This window comes from Dictyobacter alpinus, assembly GCF_003967575.1.
Lineage (GTDB): Bacteria > Chloroflexota > Ktedonobacteria > Ktedonobacterales > Ktedonobacteraceae > Dictyobacter > Dictyobacter alpinus.
This window is the reverse complement of the sequence record NZ_BIFT01000002.1, coordinates 948,460-968,615: the sequence shown is the minus strand read 5'-3', so window position 1 is coordinate 968,615 and position 20,156 is coordinate 948,460. Positions and strand designations below refer to the sequence as shown.

The 20,156-nt window shown below is 50.0% G+C and carries 20 protein-coding genes; 7 read left to right on the top strand and 13 right to left on the bottom strand.

Annotated features, from left to right (window positions below):
* Positions 1-38 precede the first annotated feature (38 nt).
* The 3 genes from EL633_RS26335 to EL633_RS26330 are packed head-to-tail and all read left to right on the top strand — an operon-like array spanning position 39 to position 2,198.
* On the top strand, positions 39-1,004 hold the full coding sequence (locus EL633_RS26335) for an NAD(P)/FAD-dependent oxidoreductase (protein WP_218027590.1): 966 nt from the start codon (positions 39-41) through the stop codon (positions 1,002-1,004).
* A complete protein-coding gene (locus tag EL633_RS37920; RefSeq protein ID WP_218027589.1) occupies positions 1,004-1,267 on the top strand; it encodes an FAD-binding oxidoreductase/lyase in 264 nt (87 codons plus the stop codon). The genes EL633_RS26335 and EL633_RS37920 overlap by 1 nt, the downstream gene beginning before the upstream one ends.
* A gap of 52 nt (positions 1,268-1,319) precedes the next feature.
* Positions 1,320-2,198 (top strand): NAD-dependent epimerase/dehydratase family protein, encoded by an 879-nt coding sequence (locus tag EL633_RS26330; RefSeq protein ID WP_161982453.1) that lies wholly within the window; start codon positions 1,320-1,322, stop codon positions 2,196-2,198.
* A 122-nt stretch (positions 2,199-2,320) separates the two neighbouring features.
* On the opposite strand, the gene EL633_RS37700 is transcribed toward EL633_RS26330, so the two are convergent.
* Together EL633_RS37700 and EL633_RS26315 are read right to left on the bottom strand one after the other, a co-directional pair.
* Positions 2,321-4,291 (bottom strand): cellulose binding domain-containing protein, encoded by a 1,971-nt coding sequence (locus EL633_RS37700; RefSeq protein ID WP_246039262.1) that lies wholly within the window; start codon positions 4,289-4,291, stop codon positions 2,321-2,323.
* Between the two features lie 608 nt (positions 4,292-4,899).
* A complete protein-coding gene (locus EL633_RS26315) occupies positions 4,900-6,000 on the bottom strand; it encodes a winged helix DNA-binding domain-containing protein (protein ID WP_126630247.1) in 1,101 nt (366 codons plus the stop codon).
* A 122-nt stretch (positions 6,001-6,122) separates the two neighbouring features.
* On the opposite strand from EL633_RS26315, the gene EL633_RS26310 reads away from it, so the two are divergent.
* Positions 6,123-6,521, top strand: coding sequence for a cupin domain-containing protein (locus tag EL633_RS26310; protein ID WP_126630246.1), 399 nt, complete (start codon positions 6,123-6,125; stop codon positions 6,519-6,521).
* A gap of 31 nt (positions 6,522-6,552) precedes the next feature.
* Here the strand turns inward: EL633_RS26310 and EL633_RS26305 are convergent, their stop codons facing one another.
* The 6 genes from EL633_RS26305 to EL633_RS26285 all read right to left on the bottom strand — a co-directional run bounded on the left by EL633_RS26305 (position 6,553) and on the right by EL633_RS26285 (position 10,838).
* Positions 6,553-6,822, bottom strand: coding sequence for a DUF2277 domain-containing protein (locus tag EL633_RS26305; RefSeq protein ID WP_126630245.1), 270 nt, complete (start codon positions 6,820-6,822; stop codon positions 6,553-6,555).
* 27 nt (positions 6,823-6,849) lie between these two features.
* Complete coding sequence (locus EL633_RS38310; protein WP_218027654.1) at positions 6,850-7,023, bottom strand: TrmO family methyltransferase domain-containing protein; 174 nt, start codon at positions 7,021-7,023, stop codon at positions 6,850-6,852.
* Complete coding sequence (locus tag EL633_RS26300) at positions 6,960-7,265, bottom strand: TrmO family methyltransferase domain-containing protein (RefSeq protein ID WP_218027588.1); 306 nt, start codon at positions 7,263-7,265, stop codon at positions 6,960-6,962. Before EL633_RS26300 ends, EL633_RS38310 begins: the two co-directional genes overlap by 64 nt.
* Positions 7,266-7,423: 158 nt before the next feature.
* Positions 7,424-8,098, bottom strand: a complete 675-nt coding sequence (locus EL633_RS26295; RefSeq protein ID WP_126630244.1) for a hypothetical protein — start codon at positions 8,096-8,098, stop codon at positions 7,424-7,426.
* Between the two features lie 13 nt (positions 8,099-8,111).
* Positions 8,112-8,762, bottom strand: coding sequence for a hypothetical protein (locus EL633_RS26290; RefSeq protein WP_126630243.1), 651 nt, complete (start codon positions 8,760-8,762; stop codon positions 8,112-8,114).
* An 87-nt stretch (positions 8,763-8,849) separates the two neighbouring features.
* Positions 8,850-10,838: an FAD-dependent oxidoreductase gene (locus EL633_RS26285; protein WP_126630242.1), complete on the bottom strand. Its 1,989-nt coding sequence runs from the start codon at positions 10,836-10,838 to the stop codon at positions 8,850-8,852.
* A gap of 329 nt (positions 10,839-11,167) precedes the next feature.
* Here EL633_RS26285 and EL633_RS26280 point away from each other — a divergent pair, with 329 nt between their 5' ends.
* On the top strand, positions 11,168-11,722 hold the full coding sequence (locus tag EL633_RS26280; protein ID WP_126630241.1) for a J domain-containing protein: 555 nt from the start codon (positions 11,168-11,170) through the stop codon (positions 11,720-11,722).
* Between the two features lie 234 nt (positions 11,723-11,956).
* On the opposite strand, the gene EL633_RS26275 is transcribed toward EL633_RS26280, so the two are convergent.
* Both EL633_RS26275 and EL633_RS26270 read right to left on the bottom strand, forming a co-directional pair.
* A complete protein-coding gene (locus EL633_RS26275; RefSeq protein ID WP_126630240.1) occupies positions 11,957-13,372 on the bottom strand; it encodes an ATP-binding protein in 1,416 nt (471 codons plus the stop codon).
* 32 nt (positions 13,373-13,404) lie between these two features.
* Complete coding sequence (locus EL633_RS26270; protein ID WP_126630239.1) at positions 13,405-15,063, bottom strand: NAD(P)/FAD-dependent oxidoreductase; 1,659 nt, start codon at positions 15,061-15,063, stop codon at positions 13,405-13,407.
* 294 nt (positions 15,064-15,357) lie between these two features.
* Here EL633_RS26270 and EL633_RS26265 point away from each other — a divergent pair, with 294 nt between their 5' ends.
* A complete protein-coding gene (locus EL633_RS26265; protein ID WP_126630238.1) occupies positions 15,358-15,906 on the top strand; it encodes a GNAT family N-acetyltransferase in 549 nt (182 codons plus the stop codon).
* 92 nt (positions 15,907-15,998) lie between these two features.
* Here EL633_RS26265 and EL633_RS26260 read toward each other — a convergent pair whose 3' ends face one another.
* The gene (locus EL633_RS26260; protein WP_126630237.1) at positions 15,999-16,391 is read right to left on the bottom strand and encodes a hypothetical protein; all 393 of its coding nucleotides are present in this window, start codon (positions 16,389-16,391) and stop codon (positions 15,999-16,001) included.
* Between the two features lie 104 nt (positions 16,392-16,495).
* Entirely contained in the window at positions 16,496-17,737 is a 1,242-nt protein-coding gene (locus tag EL633_RS26255; protein ID WP_126630236.1) for a winged helix-turn-helix domain-containing protein, read from the bottom strand.
* Positions 17,738-18,009: 272 nt separating this feature from the next.
* Here EL633_RS26255 and EL633_RS26250 point away from each other — a divergent pair, with 272 nt between their 5' ends.
* On the top strand, positions 18,010-18,486 hold the full coding sequence (locus EL633_RS26250; protein WP_126630235.1) for a DUF2231 domain-containing protein: 477 nt from the start codon (positions 18,010-18,012) through the stop codon (positions 18,484-18,486).
* 110 nt (positions 18,487-18,596) lie between these two features.
* Here EL633_RS26250 and EL633_RS26245 read toward each other — a convergent pair whose 3' ends face one another.
* Positions 18,597-19,943 carry an MFS transporter gene (locus EL633_RS26245; RefSeq protein ID WP_126630234.1) on the bottom strand — a complete coding sequence of 449 codons (1,347 nt, stop codon included), beginning with the start codon at positions 19,941-19,943 and terminating at the stop codon, positions 18,597-18,599.
* Between the last annotated feature and the right edge of the window lie 213 nt (positions 19,944-20,156).

Below are 20,156 nucleotides of genomic sequence, written 5' to 3'. Positions count from 1 at the left end.
GTTTGCTCTTGATCGCGAGGAAGTATGAAAGGATGGGTATGCGAATGGTCCCAGAATCCTTCTCCTATTGGCAACGAACTTCTCCTCTGTTCTCGCTCTCCACTGACCTGCCGAACGTTTCAGATGTGGCCATTATTGGTGGAGGACTCTCAGGTGCTGCGACCTGTTATTGGTTAGCGCGGGCAGGTGTTCGCGCGGTCTTGCTTGAGCGCAGAGCACTTGCGGATGGTGCGACGGGGCGCAATGGTGGATTTGTGCGAGCCGGTACCGCCGGGCCTTATCCTGAAGCTATGGCTCGACTTGGGCCGCAAACCGCTCGTGCCGTCATGGACATCACCTATGAGAACCGCGCCTTGCTCCGCCAGGTATTGCAGGAGGAAGAGATTTCCTGTGACTACCGGGAGCCTGGTGCGCTCCAGCTGGCTCTGACTGAGGATCAGAGCAAGGAACAACGTCAGGAAGTGGATCTCTTACAGGCAGAGGGATTTTCCGCACAATGGCTTGAGCGAGCACAGGTGCAAGCGATGATCAACACACCACTTGCTTCTGAGATTCTTGGTGGATGTTTCCTCCCAGAACAGGGTCTCCTCCACTCTGCACGGCTCGTTCAGGGTTTGGTCCATGCAGCGTTGCGTCATGGAGCAACTGCCTATCAGGCAGAAGCCTCTGAGATTGGACGGGATGGAGCGAATGTTCGTCTGCGAACTTCGCAGGGAAACATGGTTGCATCAAAGGTGATTGTGGCAATTAATGCCTGGACAAGTACCTTATTGCCAGAACTGACGCCTGTCATTGTCCCAGTTCTTGAGCAGATGCAAGCCTATGAGGCGATTGATCCCATTTTTTCGATGGCGCTCAGTGTTCACATGAACACAGGAGAATATATGCAGCAAACCCCTTCTGGTACTCTTCTGATTGGAGGGTACGGGTCTGTTGCCCCAAATGCAGGGGGGTCTAGGAAAGCGTGCCAACACCCCCGGTACAAAAGGCTATCGAGACAATAGTGCCACGGATTTTTCCATTGCTCACCCCTCAATTGCGTGTGGTACAGCGTTGTGCAGGAATCCTGGGGTGTACGCAAGATACGCATCCGATTGTGGATTACGCGCCAGCTTTTCCAGGTGTCATCTTCGTTGGCGGTTTTACCGGCCATGGCATGCCGTTCGGGATGCGCTTCGGACAACTCTTGGCAAAGGCGGCAACTGACGGGTTCCTTCCCTCTGCTCTGAGACCGTTCCAACTGGATCGGCCCTCGCTGGGCAAGTGAGAATATTTTTAAAACAATGTACAGGATAAAAGAAAGAGAAAGGATGCGAGAGATGCATGTTTTTGTGATTGGAGCGACTGGTGTACTGGGACGTGTCCTTCTACCACGTTTGCAGCAGGCAGGACATACTATGCATACGTTGGTTCGTTCCCAGGCGCAGGCGCAGGTATTGCGTGAGGTGGGTATGGTGGCAACGGTAGGTGAAATTCTGCAACCAGAGATGCAGCAGCAGCTTCCTGATTTGGTTCAGGGCTGTGACGCTGTTATCCATATCGCCACAGCTATTCCCGCCACCCCGACTACTCCCAATGCCTGGGAGACCAATACCCGTTTGCGTACGGAGGGAACAAGATGCCTGCTTGATGCCGCGCTCAAGGCGGGTGCTCGCCGCTATATCCAGCAAAGTATCGTCATGGCTTATCCTGATAGCGGTGATGTATGGCTTGACGAAGAGCAGACCTTCGATAAAGATCCGGCTCGTGCAGCGGTTTGTGTTCCAGTGATGCAAATGGAGCAAATGGTACGCGCTGTTTCACCTGACCGGTTGCACTGGAGTATTTTACGTGGAGGGTTATTTGTTGGTGCAGGAACAGGACAAGAAAAATTGCTGGCCAACTTGCGCACGGGACAAGTTGAAATTCCTGGCAAAGGACAAAACTTCATTTCTCTCATCCATGTGGCGGATATGGCCGAGGCGTTTGTGCAGACCCTAGAACAGGCAGCCGCCGGCTCTATTTATCATGTTGTGGTTGAACCGTTGCGTTATGCTGACTATGTCAACACGTTAGCTGACAGGCTCCAGGTGCCTCATCCTCCCTATAATACAACCCTGCATGAAGGGCTATCATTGCGTTGTCGTAATCAACGTCTACGTGAACAAACTGGTTGGCAGCCGCGACACAGTATTTTTCCTGGTGATCCAGGCTGGTAATAGCATAAGAGAAGAGAGAAACGATCCGGCATATATCAAATCAGATATATGCCGGATCGTTTCTCTCTTCTCTTAGAGATACCTATAGATCCTATAGAGACTCAATACCAGACAGTTGTGAATTACTGACACTGGGCTCCATTCAGGGTGAACGAGGTTGGATTTGTGTTTGTGCTACCAACATTGGCACTAAAGCCAATATCCGTATTGCCACCGGCTGCAATCGTGCCATTATAACTGGCATTCGTTACGGTTACCGTTGCGCCCTGCTGGGTGAATGTCCCATTCCAGCCATTGGTAACCTGCTGGCCATTGGCGAAATTCCATTTCAGGGTCCAACCATTGATCGCGGTCGAGCCGGTATTCGTGATTACAATATCACCGTTAAAGCCACCAGACCACTGATTCGTGATGCTATAGACCACTTTACACGTGCCACCACTCACAGGTGTACCGGTTGGTGTTGGTGTAGGTGTGGGCGGTGTGGTCGTAGGTGTAGGTGTGGGCGGTGTGGTCGTGGGTGTAGGTGTTGGTGTCGCTGTGCCAGCCGCATACGTCAGAGTAACCTGAGAGATCTGAGGATCCCAGGCATTGGTAGCGTCAGTCGGGAAGACCACCTTGACGTAATTGGTGCCTGCTGGTACCGTCAGCGTATATTGAATATGGGTCCAGTTTCCTCCCAGGTTATTTTTTTGTGGACTGGCCGCTGTATAACTGCTGTTATCGGGCGAGGTATAGAACTGGAAATCGCTCACAGTCTGGGTGGGCCAGTAATATGTGTCAGCCTGGAACTGAGTCATGCCAGCCTGTTTCCATACCACCGATTCAGCCGAGGTGGCTGTACGTGTCAGACGTGAAGCATCGTTGTTAAAGTTCGCGGTATTCGTATTGTCAAACGTCAGGTTGCTGGAATGAGCAAAGATTTTTGAATAATCATTCAGCGGATCTGTAACGGTCGATCCGCCGCCGTTGCCGCCGCCACCGCCATTGTTCAAGGTCGCCAGGTGAGACTTAAAGCCCTGTCCATATGCGGTCGGTGTACCGTTAAAATCGCTGATCAGCGCGGGTGTGCTGGTACAGCTTTGCGTATTCCAGGCCCAGCCGAGGTAGCCGATTTTATGGCTATCAAACCAGGACATGATGGTATCAATAAAACCGTGCTGGCAGTCATATTCGCCAATTTCGCCGGCAAGCACCGGAAATTTCGCTTGAATCGGGGCGACATTGCCATCCAGACAACTTGTGCTGATACAGGCATTATTTGGATAGATATGGAACGAGGCAACCAGATTGCTTTGCAGGTTTTGTGGTAATTGCTGAACCTGATTAAGCCAGCCGGAGACATCATTGGCGTATTGTAATCCACCCAGCAGAATGACATTGGTTGCGCCAGTATTACGGACGGTACTGATCAATGTTTTCATACCGGCAACCGCAAAACCAGTATCATTACAAGGACTGCTATTGGCGCCCGAACTTCCATTGAGCCAGCAGGACCAGCTATTGGTATATGGTTCGTTATAGAGGTCAAACATGACAGACGAATTATTCTTGAAGGTGTTGGAGACCGACTGCCAGAAGGCTGGAGCATGATCTGCATCTGGCATTGGTTGCTGACCCAGTGCCTGCTGACCACCGGGAGCATTCCAGTGGAGCTCCAAAATAACAATCTGATTATTCTGATTTAACAGATTGACATAATTGATGATATCTTGCTGATATTTTGCGCTTGAATCACCATCGGCGGGCTCGCCGTTAATGCCCAGCCAGCAATCCTCATTAAGAGGGACACGCACAATATTCGTATTCCAGCTGGTCATTATACCTACTGATGTTTGATCACTTGGACCATCAAAGGTACTGCCGCCACCTTTTACACACTGATATTGTGAACCTGAACGGTCAAGTCCATGTGGCACAATCACGTTGCCACCGCCATCCTGAATCTGTCCACCAACCACATGTAAGCCAGTTGGCAAGCTACCACTTGCTCTGACTGCCCTGGGGGCATTACTCAAGCTGAGAATGCTAAAACAAAGGATCCCTAGAACTAGCAGAGATCCAAAGCATAATGCACGCTGTTTTCTGGTCATAGTTCCTCCTGCTGGAGACATACCAGCATGTGTACGATCTTCATGGATCGTTACAACGGTTTTTGATGCGAGAATCTGAACCCAAATAATAAAAAAGCAGCGGTTGATAGACGAATACTCCTGCGTGATCTCATCTCAGAGGTAAAGACAGTGTATTCATTGAAATTAATAGTATTTTCAATAAATAGGTTGTAACATTAATACATATCAATGTCAATGTATTTGTACAATATATCAATTTTTGATGACTTTACTGAAATATATTATTCACTTTATTCCACTAAAGCAGATTACCCATTTTTCATGCGGCCTTTTTTATTGATATTTGTTGCTTTCTGTATTAAATACCGCTTTGTATTTATATACGTTGCTATGATTTTCCTCTTGTGAATGCAGCATGCCTCGTTCATTTGAGGAAGAATGGTCTGGCTAAATGAAGAAGTTGGTACCATAACTATTGAAATTGATGGTGAAACGAAAACATATATTCATTGAATTTCATGAACGGAGCGTTGACATTCTGAGCTTGGGGAAATTGTTGTGTAAATCTAGAGTGCGGAGATTGTTCTTCTGCCGAAGTAGAACCGGTAGAAGAACAATCTGGTTGATTATACCTCTAGTTTTTGCTGTTTTCTGGCTGTGGAGGACAATGGTAGGCCTAGAAAATTGCTATATGCGTTGGCTGCCTGGATAGCTTTTTCTTCTGCATCATCAAAATGAACAAAAGGATGAAAGAGTATTTCGAGCGCGTTTTTTCGCACTGTACGTTTCCAGGTACCGATGACCTGTCCAGCAACGACGATTATGGGCATGAAGACTCCATTGTTACCCGGGACAATCATGGGCGCATGTTCGCGGGCAAGGACAATATTACGGTCTTTATACCCAAGTAAATATTCATCAAAGCCTGGTAGTAAATGCACGTTCGTACCTGTATATGCTATGCGTGTGGATGTATCATTGCCCATCCAGTATGTCTGACCAGCTATCTTTTCTGTCAGCAGTGTTGATCGGGCTGCTTCAAATCCTGTCCTGGCTTCGGTAAGGGTTAAGCCTGTCCACCAGGCAAAATCCTGAACAGTGGCTGGTCCATGGCTGCTGACATAGCGGGTCGTAAGCTCTTGTAACGCCTCTTCACGGGATAAATTCCGCGCATTGGGTACCCATTCATCGAGTAGCACAAACGTCTGTTGTTTATCTTGCATTGGACCCAGGCAGATCAATCCTGCTTGCGAGAGATGCCATAAGAGATGATAGCCACGTTGTCCTTTGGTACTGATGCCTGCCTCTTCAAGCAGTTGCATCGCGGCTGGACGGGTAAGGCGTTTGCCGCCTTGTAATGCATTATAAAATAATTGCTTTGTGCTTTCGATGATGGTTGCATCAAGTTCGAGCTGTTGCTGCCGGCGTTTATCCGAGGCCAGCATACGTGTGGCTGACAGGGAAAGCATCCATCTGGCATCTTCTGCCGGCACAAAGTGAAGCGTTCCCCGCATCGGCCAGGTACGCAGGATCTTTCTATCGGTGATAGCTTGCTCGATATCTGCCAGCGTTGCCGATTGCGTACGCAGACCAATTGCCCACAATGCCGCCTGATAATCCTGTGCTTGCATTGCGCCCATCCATCTTACTACTTCTTCAGGTGTCCCAAATTTGTTTGTGTCTATGCGTTGACTGATCAGTCGTTGCCGGACAATATCCGTTTCCATGACTTTATTTCTCCGATCATCTGCATTTGAGCGTTTAGTATACCATGTGGCCTCACTAAACGAGGATTTGTATCATAAGAGAAATACAATAGATGGTATTCTATTCATGAGGAGGAGTTTCTATGGAAAATAGCAGTCCCATACAAGTCAAACAGGTACCTGGGAATCTGGATGTTTATGCGCCAGATAGGACAGAGATTCGTTTGTTGGCCAGGATGAATGGAGGCAGTATGGTGCACTGCACGCTTCCTCCTGGACAGGTATCGCGTGCTGGCATGCATCACACAGTCGAGGAGATCTGGTATGCTTTGCAGGGGGAGGGTGATGTGTGGTTATATAACCAACATGAGGAACACGAAGAACATATTGTTCCCACCACCTGTTTTACTCTTCCGGTGAAGACGCATTTTCAGGTGCGCAACACCGGCCTGGTCCCTCTGTGTTTTGTGATCACCACAATGCCATCCTGGCCAGGTGAGCAGGAATGGACGCGTGTGCCTGAGCATTGGTCAGCACAGTAATTGATGCTATCAGCGTTGATACAGGCTGTCTTTACCTGGCGAAGCGTTGAGCACTACGCGCTTTTGCTCGCGCCTCTTCTTCGATGCGGTTCTTTGGTGGTGCATTGGTTGTAAGTGAGTTTAATAGTGTAGTCTCAATTTCTGTTATCGCATCCACAGCGGCAAAGAACGCGGCTTCGTTGGCTTTTGATGGTGTGTTGAAGCCACTCACCTTACGCACAAACTGCAAGGCGGCCGCGCGCATTTCATCGTCGGTTACCGGTGGCTCTAAATTATAGATTGTCTTGATATTTCTACACATGAAGCATTCTCCCTTGCTGTTATTATATTACGCATCTTTTGAAGATGGAAGCACTGGCTTGATATCTACTACTGGTGTACCATCTATAGCTTCGATTGGTCCTACCTTTAGTTTCGTACCGTCAATTTCTAGAACTGTTACCCGATGTAAGCCAAGGGGATTGGGACGATCAGGAGATCGTGTCGCAAAAACACCTGCCAGGGCAGTGTCTGGTCGTTACGAGGATATACTTTCAGGATATCACGTTGTGCCTGGTGAAACCAGGTGATCACGATTATGTCCTGCCCCACGGCAATACCATCAAGTCCACCGGAAACGGTTGAATGTACCTCAAGCCAGGCATCAGGCGCGCCTTCGTTGCCCTGTCTGGGGGCATTTTCACGCTTTGTGAGCGCTGAACGTAGAAAGCCCACTGGGGAAAGCAAATAGTCGATCTCTGGCATACGGTCCCTCCGAAATAGTTATGCAAAAGAAACGCATATTGTTTTCTTCTTTATGCTTGGAGGAAAAACGGAAGGACAGGTATATTTGATAGAAGGAGGAGTATCGAAAGAGTCGTGATCACTTGTCGGCGTTGACAACTGATCACGACTCGGAGGCGTTATGGTGCGACTGGTGTCGGTACTATGGTAGCCTGTGGTTTACTGCTGGTCGGAGCAAGGCGACGAGCCATGCTGCGATTGGCTGATTGCAGAGCGCGTACAAAGAGCCAGCCGGCAATCACGGCGACACTTGCCAGGGAAATCCACATAATAACTAGCGCGACCGCTGCATTGCTATTGCTGGTAAAGATCTGTCCGAATCCGGCCAGATAACTCTGACTGGCTGCTTCGACGGCGAAGACCTGCACGCTATAGTACAGGGTAGCGCCTAGAACCAGGAAGGCTGTTGCCCAGCGATAAGCGGCCACATCGTCGTCGACGCGCCGTGAGAGTTTGACTGCCAGTGCCAGGAGCAGACAGAGCGCTGCTAGCGGTCCGGTGATAGGAAGCGCGTTATTCACGACCAGGTTGGGAGCAAAGAAGACCCAGCTGAGCGCGAAGGTAAGTAACAGAACGGCGTCACGCATCAGCAGATAGGACATCCACCAGATATCGGCGCCCAGCCGGAGTCCACAGCGGCGTAGCGTGCGCAGCACATAGGGCCGTCCCAGGTGCAGCATCAGCGTCATTGTCCAGAGTACTGGCAGGAAGGCGACGATGGTCGCCACCAGCCACTGGGCTCCGCCCTGTACCAGAGCATTAGAAATCGCGTTGGTAACATCATCAGGTTTCATGGTAGTCCTCCTTTTACTTCTTTGCTGATGCGTCCGGTGTTTCAGTCGCGGCTTCGGCCAGGCCACCAGTTCTTAAGGTATAACCGGCTGCGATCGCTCCCATGATGGCAAGCAGAACAATGGTGACATAGCCTATCCCGATTGCCCAGGACGTGTTGCTACTGGTCACCAGGAATTTGCTGATGTCGCCTATTGTGCCGCTGGTAACGGCATTGGCCTGTACACCGATCACATAAGGCACGAAGTAGAAGAGTGCTCCCAGACCGAGCAGATACGTGGTCAGTCGGAAATCACGTAGATTGTGATCGGGATCTCCCATGAGTTTGATAAGTAAGACCGCGAAGAGACAGACCGCCGCCAGGCCGCCCGTGAGGGGAAGCTGATCGGTTGTAACGACATCTGGGAAGAGGAACATAAAGCTCATAATGACGCCGGAAATGATCAGGATATCGCGTAGCGCAATGTAAATGAGCCAGAGTAAATCAGCCCCCAGGCGCAGAGTAAAGCGGTCAATCATATCCAGAATATATGGTCGTCCCAGGTGGAGACCAAGGATAGCGAGCCAGATAATTGGCAAGGTAGCGGCCAGTGTTCCTTCCAGGAACTGCTCACCCCCTGCGTTGACGCCGTTGACGATGGCGGTAGTTAATTGATCGGGAGTCATCGAAACTTCTCCTCCTTGAAAAAGATATCGATAGAAGATATCCCTTTTCTAACGGCTGTCTGAGTAAGTACTCAAACAGCCCTCACGCTACGATTTGGCCAGTGTGCTGGTCGTTTTCTCTCCCTCAACGGGATCGTTAATGACATGGATGCTGGGACACAGATAGGCGAGGTCGCAGCGCAGGCAGCGCCCGGCCTCTTGTCTGGCCTGGTCCTCAGTCAAGCCTTTCGCAAACTCAAGTTTTCGATCATGGACTGCCTGCTTATTGCGCAGCGGCATTACTGCTCTGTGACTGAGACGCAGGTCCAATCTGATCTGGCCGTTTGCTGGGAGCGTTGATGCTGTCTGGAACTCGTCTGCGGGCAATTCGTCAATAGCCATGGGCGAGAGTTTACGCAGATAGGCATGAATAGAGCGGGCCGCTTTACGTCCATGGGCAGCGGCATGAATAATATCGGTTGGACCTGAGGTGACATCCCCTGCCGCGAACACCCCTGGTGCTCCAGTCGCTAGTGTCGTAGGATTGATGAGCAATCCACCCCAGGTGGTCACGCCCACGCTAGTACCATCAGGTAGGAATGAGGGATCAGGTGCCTCACCAATGGCTACCAGCACGGTATCAACTGCCAGATCGAACTCGGTTCCCAGTACAGGTTCAGGTTGGCGCCGTCCCTGTGCATCGGGTTCCGTGAGGCGCATGCGCTGACAACGCACGCCAGTGAGTTTACCGGTTGTACCTAGCAATTGAGCTGGTGCAACCAGTTCCTGGAGTTCAATACCTTCCTCATGGGCGGCACGTACCTCTTCAATTTGTGCCGGCATCTCAAGGCGGGTACGACGGTAGAGGATGGTAACATGTTCGGCGCCAGCCCGTAAAGCCGAGCGGGCGGCATCTAATGCCGTACTACCACCACCGACAACCGCGACCGTTCCCCTGAGCCTGGTATCCTCATTCAGGTTATACGCTTTCAGGAAGGTCGTGGCAGGAATGACCCCTTCCAGTCCCTGTTCACCTGGAATATTTAAGCGTTGGCTGCGCTGGGCTCCAACAGCTAGCAAGACGGAGTCAAATTCTTGCTGTAACTGTAAGAGGGAGATATCACGTCCGATCGCCATATTGAAGTGCATTTGCACTCCCAGTTCGCGCATGGCATCGATATCGCGATTTAATTCGGCACGTGGTAAGCGATACTCGGGGATACCGATGGCCATCATGCCGCCGGCGACAGGCATCGCGTCAAAGATCGTGACTGCATAGCCACGGCGGGCCAGATAATAGGCGGCGCTTAGTCCGGTCGGACCTGCGCCGACGATAGCTACCCGCTCCTCATAGTGCTGTGCCGGCGGTGGAATGACCCGTTTCTGGTTGGCAGCAGTATGGTCGCTGGCAAAGCGTTTCAGATCGCGAATAGCGATGGGTAGATCGAACTCACCGCGACGACAGGCATCTTCGCAGGGAGCCGTACACACGCGACCGCAGATAGCTGGAAACGGATTAGGCTCTGAGGCTACATGTAGTGCTTCCTCATAGCGTCCTTCGGCAATCAAGCTGACATAGAGGCCAGCATTGGTACCAACAGGACAGGCAGACTGACAGGGGGCACGCAAATCTTCTTTGCGTTCACCCAACCAGCTACGCCAGCTTTGCCAGGTAGCCTGCCGTTCAGCTACATGCCAGGCATGCCCTTCTCCCCATGGGGTATCGCCAGGCTCCTCAGGCGTCGCACGTGTATAAGCGTCCAGTGGTTGCCATCCCTGTTCAGGTGGCAGATAGGTAAGTGGACCTCGCTGGGCGTAGGGCACCTCCTTGATGCTGCTCTCGATCTCAATGGCATTGGTTGGACATTCTTGAACACAGACCTGGCAACCCACACATGCCGCCACCTGCACTGGTGCCATCATCATCCAGGCTCGTGTGGCCGACGCCCCCGGAATTGGACTCAACATGTCGTTCACCTGCCCCGGTTCGCCAGCGCCTGAAGGTCGTGTCATATCCAGGCAGCGTACCGGACACAGATCCATACAAATACCACAGTTAATACATGTTTGTTGATTAACATGAAAACGATAGGCCATGCCCACCTCCTCTTTGCCTCATCGCATCTCATCCCTGATGGACTGCGGGCGATGACAAGAAGCGTATATCAATATATGATCGCATAGATGGATCTTAACCTTGCCGTGTCTCAAAGAGGTCACAAAAAAAGTGCTTGTTCGTTACAAATTCATCACAATGCACTATCAAGCAAAATAGTTCGATTTATAATAGATTTCCATATTACGAACTGATTGCTAAGCGTTCAGACCTTCCTGGCGAAATCTCGATCTGGCCGTTGGGAGTGATATAATGGTGGTATATATGGCAGTTGTTGAATGCGGGCAAGAAGCATGATTGAGGATCGCTGATGTATGTATTGCGTGTGAAACATATTTATGATGTGGGCAATGATTATTATATGATCCATATTGAGGATCATGGTATTAATTCTCGCAATCGAGAAGTTCGCCAATCTGTAAAGGATGCATTTGCGAATCTGCGTAAAGCTATCAATGCCTATCGACTTCTTCCCGAGTATGCTCCATTTTATCCTACGGATGAGCGATATAGCGTCAAAGGTAATTATTGGTGTCTGCACAAACGCTTATTGCAGCATTTTGCCGGCTGGCTAGAGTTTTCTGCTCCACTTGATACATTGTTGCGAGAGGCCAGGCTGTATGCTGAAGAGCAGTACTATAGCTTTCAAGGCTCGCAACGTGTTTCCTCGATCGGCGTGGATACGGCATTGCGCTTCTTTGGCCTTGATCATACGGCAACACAAGAGGATTTGAAGCGGCAATATCGTTTGCTGGTGAAGCGTTATCATCCAGATACGGGTGGTGATGAAGCAAAGTTTAAGACTCTTCAGCATGCACATACGATTTTGAAAGCACACTTGAATTCTCGTTCTCTTGTTGGTTAGAGAGTGGATGACTCCCATCTCAATGGAGTAGTATGTTTTCTGCCAGCCTGGGGAGCGCAGGCGCCCCCCATTCGTGTATTATAACAGATAAAAAATATTCCAGGCAATGCCTGGAATATTTTTTATCTGTTATAATACATTGAGAGCATCAGTAGGCGATATGCCATATGTTGAGAGTATGAAGGTCATGAGAATATAACACTCTTATTAACAGGCAGTAAATACTGGGTATGGCTACCTGGTGATTGGTAGGCGTACCTGGAAGCGGGTCTCTCCGGGTCGAGATTCGACGCGCAGGTCTCCCTGGTGTTGTTGAACGACGATGCGATAACTGATATCGAGGCCCAGGCCAGTGCCTTTGCCCACTTTTTTGGTGGTGAAGAAGGGTTCGAAAATTTGTTTTTGAATCTCAACTGGAATGCCAGGGCCATTATCCTGGATTTCTACCAGGACCTGATCGTGGTCTCTAGCAGTATGAATCAGGATACGTCTGGCGTATTCGGGTAGTGGAGCGAGGGCATCGATGGCGTTATCAATCAGATTGGTCCAGACCTGATTCAGCTGGCTTCCATAGGCTGTAATTTTGGGGAGCGTTTGATCGTAGTTTCGATCGAGACTGATACTCTCCTTTTTGAGTTTATAGCTGAGAATGCGTATTGTATTCTCTAGCCCTTCATGGATGTCAACATCTTGCACCGGCATTTGATCCATATAGGAGTAGTCTTTGATCGCTTGTACCAGGGCTGAGATACGGGTTGAGCCACCATCGATTGTGTTGGTAATTTCTGCCGTCGAGAGTCTGGCACAGAGCCAGTCAAGGGCCAGGGGGAGAGCCTCTGAAGGCAGGTGTTCACTCAGGTCTTCCATGTCCTGTAAGGTAATGGCGGCATTGACAAAGGGAGGCGCAAGATTCCAGCCCTCGCTGATATCGTGTTCATCGAACCAGTTTTGTAATTCGTCTTCCCGATCGCTCCTGATCATTGGATCAAGGAGAGGCTGCTTCCCTGCACGTTGCAAGGTAGCATGACCAAATGTGAGCAGAAAGCTTTGACTGGCTTCATCGAGCACGCTACCAAGCTTCAATGTGCGCTCGTCTTGCTCGCTAAGAATCTCGCGTAGCTGTTCAGCGCTCCGGCGAATGGCGGCGGCCGGATTATTTAGTTCGTGTGCCAGGCCAGCCGAAATTTTGCCGAGGGCCGCCATTTTGTCCTGTTGTCGAATCATGGATTCGAAGTTATGGGTGCCGCCATAAATGCCTGCGAGTAGATGACCCAGTACAGGGACCCCAAGTTGCAGCATACCCTGTACATTTTCTTTTGAGAAACGTAAGACGCGGCTACGTTCCTGCGTACGAATGGCATAAGGACTCTGGACCAGGAGGTCGCCAATAGATGGCAACCATCCTCCCCAGATGCCTGGTTGATTAGAGGTTTCCGTAATCACCTCACGCCCATTATATTTGCGTATAAATTGGAGCTGTCCTGTCAGTAATACCCAGAATGCGTTTGCAGGTTCGTCGTCGCGAAGGATCGTCTTACCTTTCTCAAATATGACGATCTCAGCATGCTCGCTCACCCATTGCAACTGCTCCTGGTTGCACTCTTCAAAAAGAAATGTGTTTCCTAACTCTTCAATGAGAGCTGTATCCATACGTTTCCTCTTCCTATCTGAGACATAAAGACCTACACATTACTGAGATATTGATGTACAAACTGGACAGCGATAGCTCCCTCTCCAACACTTGAGGCTACACGCTTAATAGAACGGGAACGTGCATCCCCTGCGACAAATATCCCCGGAATATTGGTCTCCAGTAAATAGGGATTACGCTCCAGTGTCCAGCCCTTTGGACGCTTTCCATCGTGGATAAGGTCGGATCCAGATACGATAAAGCCCTGTGAATCACGCTCGATTATGCCATTGAGCCAATCGGTATGGGGCATGGCACCAATGAAGATAAAGAGGGCAGACATTGGAATGGTTTCACGTTCTCCCGTTTCACTATTTTCAATGACCAGCTGTTCCAGCCTTTCTGTGCCCTGTACTTCTTTTACCTGTGTGTGCGTACGAACGGTAATATTTGGTTGCCTCTCAATTTCGTTGATCAGATAGTATGACATGCTTTTGGTGAGTGATGAACCTCGTATCAGAATGGTGACTGAGCGAGCATAACGTGAGAAGTAGAGCGCCGCTTGTCCAGCTGAGTTGGCACCTCCAACAATCGTGATATCCTCGTCCTGGTAAGAGCGTGCTTCACTTAATGAGGCCCCATAGTAGACGCCCAGCCCTGTCAGTTGCTCAATGCCAGGTACATTCAGGGTGCGATAGGAGACGCCGGTAGCGATAACCAGTGCATGGCACGTGATCTCGGTGCCGTCCGCCAGGGTAATCACGCGGTAAGGATCTTCAATTCGTAGCTTGACCACCTCCTGGGGCGCAAGCATCTCGACGCCAAAGCGGAGTGCCTGAGATACCGCACGCCTTGAGAGATCCGCTCCAGAAAGGCCGGTTGGAAATCCCAGATAATTCTCGATACGTGAGCTTGTACCTGCCTGACCACCCGGTGCCTCCCGTTCGATCAAGACCGTAGAGAGACCTTCAGAGGCTCCATAGACTGCTGCCGCCAGTCCTGCTGGACCCCCACCGATAATAACCAGATCATAGAATGAGCGATCAGCCTGTGTGCGCCGTCCAATTTTTTCTGCAATCTGCACGGGCAGGGGATTTTCAAGCATCTGGCCATCTGGAAACAGTACCAGCGGCAACCTGGGGGTGGCAATGCCGCTGAGTTGCACCAGGCGCTGCCCCTCGGCATGTTCAAGATCAATCCACTGATAAGGGACACCATTACGCCCAAGAAAATCCTTGATGGCATGTGAATACGATGACCAGCGCTGCCCAACGACTCTGATCCCTCCAAATGGCGAGCGATTGTTGGCCTGCCAGTCGCTTAAAAGATCATCAATGACTGGATAGAGCAAGTCCTCAGGTGGATCCCAGGGTTTCATCAGATAGTAGTCCAGTTTAATATCGTTAATTGCCTGAATGGCAGCTGAAGAATCAGCGTACGCGGTCAGCAGGACGCGTTTGGCCGCGGGAAAGATGGCTTCAGCCTCTTTCAGAAATTCAATGCCATTCATCTTTGGCATGCGGTGATCTGAGAGGAAAAGGGCCACTACCTCCCCCCGGACTCCAATCTGTTGTAGCAGGGAGAGTCCCTCATGGCCTGAAATAGCTTTCATGACGCGATATTCTTTGCCGTATCTCCGCCGTACGTCGCGCTCAACCGCTTGTAATACTTCAGGTTCATCGTCGATCAGTATAATAATAGGTTTGGGCATGCGGCCCCTCCTTTGCGTGCTGTTAATTTGAGACATTGTAGTAATATGATATCTTCTATACTCTTCACGCTGTAAACAGCGGGATGGTGCTCTTTTCTACAAAAATTGTTATTCAACCCATAGCTCATAGTAATCATACCCGCTGGCAATCGTTTTGCAAAGTTCGTTACATTCTCCAGTCGCTTTGGGGGCAGCAGCGCGTTAGCAGGGGTCTCACGTAGAGTGATATAGTGATCAGGTACAGATTGTTTGGCCATTAAACAGTTTGATGGCGACCATCCCCTATGAGGAACGATGCAAGATTCAATACAGATCAGACCAGCACAGCCAGATGACGCTGAAATAGCAGCGCTGCTGCTTTTCTCTGCGTATACCCATACACAGGTCACCTATCCCCTGGAAGAAGACCAGGAGAGCGGGTTTATAGAACATTTAGAACACTTCTTCCGCCAGGACAACAATCGTTTTAGCTATCAGAATATCCGGCTCGCCGAAAAGAGCGACCAGGTAGTCGGGTTGGTTTTGAGCTTCGGGGGACGCGATGAGGAACGACTCAATGCCGTCGCTGGAAACTGGCTCGTACATGAGTCGGAGGACGATGAGTGGTATGTTGATGCGCTCGCTGTCCTCAAAGATTGGGGCCGCCAGGGAATTGGCACACGCCTGTTACAGGCTGCGGAGCAGCAAGCACGCCACCACCACTATGCTAAAATTGCCTTGCATGTCGCACAAGAGAATCAGCAGGCATTGGATATGTATGAGCATCTGCACTATGTTGTCACCCGGCAGACTACCCTTTATCAACGTCCCTATGTACGCATGGTAAAGACCGTAGCCAGCTAACAACAACGAAGCGAGAACCCCATGCCTCCCTGGATACTCAATCCAAGGAGGCATGGGCGTTATGTGCTGATTTGATGGGGCCAATATCCCTATTAGCTGTGAGCTACCGCTACCTGAGGGTTTCTGGCCGGCGCTGTTTTGATATACGCGATCAAGAAAAGTGTTCCTAGAAACACATCAACTATACCGATAAGCATACTGGGTGGGGAACGATGCAGAATGACAAGCAGGATGAATGCGACACCGGAAACTTTTTCCAGGACAGCCAGTAACATGAATGGTCGGTACCGCAATGGATCCTGTGCCAGTACCAGGAAGAGTATTTGCCATACACATGTTACACATACAAAACCATAATAATACTCCGGATGCGTAATAGCTGGTGGCTGTGTGGCATTAATGGTACTTTCTAACAGGAAGAAAGGTGCCATAAGGATAATGCCATAGATGCCCGCGATCAAGAACACTATTTTTGCAAATTTCATACTAGCCCTCTTAATGAAACATATCTACTTGTATTTTCATATGACTTCCTGTCATATGTCTGCATTTATTATACCTGGAAATAATGAATTTTGCCAGTCTTGGATCAGGCATTTGTAAGGGCATGAGTGTATTGGCGCAGCAGCGGTTCGCGAATGGCTGTTGCATCCAGCGTATTCGCGCCGAGAAACCTTACGAAGCGCGCAAATCCACGAGCCAATGCTTGCGCAAAGGCCTCATTATTGCCGAGAGCCTCATCCTCTAGCCATAAGCCCAGGATGACAAAGGTGTTGGTCGTACGGTCGAGTTTACTGTCGAAGCGCGCGACGAGCCGGTCGCCCCACAGAATTGGAAGCGTGTAGTAGCCGTACTTCCGTTGGTGCTCAGGCTTGTAGACCTCCCATATGTAGTTGAAATCAAATACTACTTTGGCTCGCCCGCGCGCGCTGACATGATCGAGCGGTGCAAGGAAGACGACCTCGTCAGTCGTGGTAGTCTCCAATGGCGTCCAGGCCTCTGGCACGCGTCCTGCGCTCAAATCGTGCAGCAGTGCGGCATCGCTCCCAAGCGCGTAGTGCACCATTTTCCAGCCTTCAATCTTCACCTCGATAATGTCACCATCGGCTAACATTGCCCCAAGCATCTTCTTTGCTGCGCTCGCTGGATCGCCACGCCGAAACGAATCACTTGTACGAACGATGCGCGACAGGCCGCCAAAGCTGATATCCTTTTTTAGTAAGAAGCGATCAGCCTCGTCTTCGCTGCTCTCGCGAAGAAGATGGGGGGGCGCGACCGTTTCGGTTAGTGCATAGACGCGCTCAAAACGCTCGCGGTGGTGCGTCATCACTTCACCAGTGCACCACAAATAATACAAAGCGAGCGCGCTATCTTTGCGGCCGCGATAACTTTGCGTTCGTGTGCGCGTCGCCATGGCAAAATCGCGGTTGCTCACCACGCCACGTTCGCGCAAGATGGCGCGCATTTCAATGATAGCCTCAGCATGCTCGATCGCGTGGCGCTGCAAGCCGTTATCGCGTTCGCGGCGCATGACTACACGCCAATATGGTAGCTCGTCCATCGCTCGAACGGCCAGCCAGTTCCCCCAATCGAAGAATTTGCGTTGCTGATACGTTACATCCTCCCACATGCCAGGCGTGTAATCGAGCACGCGACTGTGCAGCATAATATCCTGGCTGCGAGCAATGATTTGCAGCGGATCAAGTTGTACGTATTCCATCTCACGCATGGCCTGTTCTGTTCCTTCGATGCCTCGCCAGCGCCGCCCCGGCCATAAGCCCTGCTTGCCGAGGATGAAGCGACGGGCGATATCGATATCGATGGTTAGCATAGTGACCTCCTGTAGAGCCTTGCAAACAGGCCTATGTAAAATGTTGTGGAACCTCGTTCCATGATGCCTTTTTTCTTCTTTGAGAAAAGACTACCACCAAAAGCGGTCAAATTGGGTCCGCATTGCGAAGGGGCTTGGACAGGACTTTTTGTTTTACTACATAGAATTTCATGTGCGATTAATCATCTACTTTTAGTATGGAAGCAGACAGTGTAATGGATAGTTGTATCCATTCGATGTAGTGTACAATCCATAGAAAGAGTTTTTCTCGTATGAACATGGCCCATATACATCTTCTCGTGAATCATTTTCCAATTCTTGGTTCAATTTTTGTGAGTATTTTGTTTTTGGTGGCGATGATTTTTAAAAATGCCTTTCTACAAAAAGTCTCGCTCTGGTTTCTGGTTTTCGTCGCGCTTTTCACTGCAGTGGCGTATTTCTCTGGCGACGGCGCAAAAAATATTGCAGAAAATGTGTCGCATGTATCGGATTCGCTGGTGCATGATCATGAATCGATGGCACGTATTGGTTTGATCCTGATGTTTTTTACCGGTGCGATTGCTCTGTTTGGTGGTGTCTTCTATAGCCGTAAGCCGACTCTCCCTCTCTACTTGCAGATTGCGGTGATGGCTATTCTGGTTGTCAATGTAGTGATATTTATCTATATAGGTTACCTGGGTGGCTTGATCAGCCATCCTGAGATTCGTTCCTTCTTCCACGCACCAACAATTTATGGGTTTCTTTCTTAAGCAGGTGATAACGCACAAATCAGTAGAAGCACTATGCTAGAAAGGCTCCCATATACATGAGAGCCTTTCTGCACGTTTGTGTGTGGTCAAGTCAGTACACTGCTGGTGTGTTATTCATGGAGCGTTACCTCGGACAACTCGGGCAGCGGTTCTGCTGAATGCAGACCGCTGGACGCCATGGCGGAAGAAGGCAGCGCGACGTGAGAGGATCTCAATACGAATAGGGCGAGTAGACTGACACCAACGACAATACTTCCTCCAAGGAGAAAGGTTCTATGAGGCAACAGCCAGGAGCCGGCAAGGACCACAGTGAGTGAGCCGACAATGCTACCGAGCGCACCAACCGCTTCCTTGATGCCGATCAGGCTTGAACGATGCTGAGGTGTAGTGCGGTTTAAGTAGTAGGCGCTGAGTAGAGGTCTTACCATGCCTCCTCCGATTCCTGAGAAGAGAGATAGGAAGAACAAGGAGGTAAATTGACGCACAAACAACAACGAAAAAATCAGAAATGCATTGCTCAGCAAGCCAATAACGATTGTCACACGTTTGTTGGCGCTATCTCCCCACAGGCTCAGGATGAGCAGTCCCAATAACATGGCCAGTCCATGGGTACTCATAAGTAAACCAAATTGGACCGGGGTGAAGTTTAAAACTTTGTAGAGATATAACGCTTTCTGTGGTTCAACGAACGCGTGTCCAAATGCCAGAATAAAATCGAGCACCAGCAAACCTATCAGGAAGGAGAGCGGTAACAGTAGAGACATGAGGGCGGACTTTGAACATCTCAGTGTCAACTTCCTATGCCGGCGAACTTTCTGTAGATTGGAAGTTTTGGGGAGGCGTGTTCCAATCAGACAGAGCACGACCAGGTTTAAGAGTGCGGACAGGCTAAAAGCAACCATGCTTCCCCAATGAACCAGGAGGAAACCTCCAATAATCGGACCAAAGGTTAAGCCACCAGCCTGTCCGGCCATCAGCAGACTGATACGATGCGTCCGATGTTGCCGGGGAACCGCGTCTGCGAATATTCCCAGCATTGCGGGCATGATCCCTACGCTCACAATAGCCTGAAAAAGTCGTATGCAGATATAGACAGTGACCGAATGAGCAAAGAGATAGCCTATATCCGCGATCATTAACCCAACAAAGCCGAGGAAGAGAAATGGACGCTTGCCATAAAGATCCTCTAACTCGCCAATGAAAGGCGCCAGTAGCAGGAGTGCAATATGGGGAACCATAGACATGAAGCTGAGGCTTCTCAGGCCGGATGAGGTCTCCTTGAATAGATGGGCGAAGATGGGGGATACTATGCCCATACTGGTGGACATGAGCAGGCCACAAAGTGTGAAGATGACTACGACGGATCGAGCCTGATCTGACGTTGTAACTAGTTTCGGCTTGATAAAGGCATTCACGCTAATTTTCTGCCTGGATATATTTCCTGGCGTTTTCTTCATTCTTTTCTTCCTTATTCACTTCAAAACCACCACATACGCCCATGATACTCCTAAGGAAGATAGATGCGTGTGAAATAGTGAATGCAACCTCCTGATCTTTTCAAAGATTGGAGATGGTCCATGATAGTGTTGGTTTCCCACTCTCACCGAGGAGCGTGCAGCCAGCCGCACTCGGGCCCTGAAGGGCCCATGCTTCGTTTCTATGTGGTTTCA

Excerpts from the sequence above, each read along its gene's own strand:
- EL633_RS26265 (WP_126630238.1), top strand. The coding sequence starts at position 15,358 with ATGCAAGATTCAATACAGATCAGACCAGCACAGCCAGATGACGCTGAA.
- EL633_RS26255 (WP_126630236.1), bottom strand. The coding sequence starts at position 17,737 with ATGCTAACCATCGATATCGATATCGCCCGTCGCTTCATCCTCGGCAAG.
- EL633_RS37700 (WP_246039262.1), bottom strand. The coding sequence starts at position 4,291 with ATGACCAGAAAACAGCGTGCATTATGCTTTGGATCTCTGCTAGTTCTA.
- EL633_RS26280 (WP_126630241.1), top strand. The coding sequence starts at position 11,168 with ATGTATGTATTGCGTGTGAAACATATTTATGATGTGGGCAATGATTAT.
- EL633_RS26275 (WP_126630240.1), bottom strand. The coding sequence starts at position 13,372 with ATGGATACAGCTCTCATTGAAGAGTTAGGAAACACATTTCTTTTTGAA.
- EL633_RS26260 (WP_126630237.1), bottom strand. The coding sequence starts at position 16,391 with ATGAAATTTGCAAAAATAGTGTTCTTGATCGCGGGCATCTATGGCATT.
- EL633_RS26245 (WP_126630234.1), bottom strand. The coding sequence starts at position 19,943 with ATGAAGAAAACGCCAGGAAATATATCCAGGCAGAAAATTAGCGTGAAT.
- EL633_RS26330 (WP_161982453.1), top strand. The coding sequence starts at position 1,320 with ATGCATGTTTTTGTGATTGGAGCGACTGGTGTACTGGGACGTGTCCTT.
- EL633_RS26310 (WP_126630246.1), top strand. The coding sequence starts at position 6,123 with ATGGAAAATAGCAGTCCCATACAAGTCAAACAGGTACCTGGGAATCTG.
- EL633_RS26300 (WP_218027588.1), bottom strand. The coding sequence starts at position 7,265 with ATGCCAGAGATCGACTATTTGCTTTCCCCAGTGGGCTTTCTACGTTCA.
- EL633_RS26335 (WP_218027590.1), top strand. The coding sequence starts at position 39 with ATGCGAATGGTCCCAGAATCCTTCTCCTATTGGCAACGAACTTCTCCT.
- EL633_RS26305 (WP_126630245.1), bottom strand. The coding sequence starts at position 6,822 with ATGTGTAGAAATATCAAGACAATCTATAATTTAGAGCCACCGGTAACC.
- EL633_RS26315 (WP_126630247.1), bottom strand. The coding sequence starts at position 6,000 with ATGGAAACGGATATTGTCCGGCAACGACTGATCAGTCAACGCATAGAC.
- EL633_RS26270 (WP_126630239.1), bottom strand. The coding sequence starts at position 15,063 with ATGCCCAAACCTATTATTATACTGATCGACGATGAACCTGAAGTATTA.
- EL633_RS26250 (WP_126630235.1), top strand. The coding sequence starts at position 18,010 with ATGAACATGGCCCATATACATCTTCTCGTGAATCATTTTCCAATTCTT.
- EL633_RS26285 (WP_126630242.1), bottom strand. The coding sequence starts at position 10,838 with ATGGCCTATCGTTTTCATGTTAATCAACAAACATGTATTAACTGTGGT.
- EL633_RS26290 (WP_126630243.1), bottom strand. The coding sequence starts at position 8,762 with ATGACTCCCGATCAATTAACTACCGCCATCGTCAACGGCGTCAACGCA.
- EL633_RS26295 (WP_126630244.1), bottom strand. The coding sequence starts at position 8,098 with ATGAAACCTGATGATGTTACCAACGCGATTTCTAATGCTCTGGTACAG.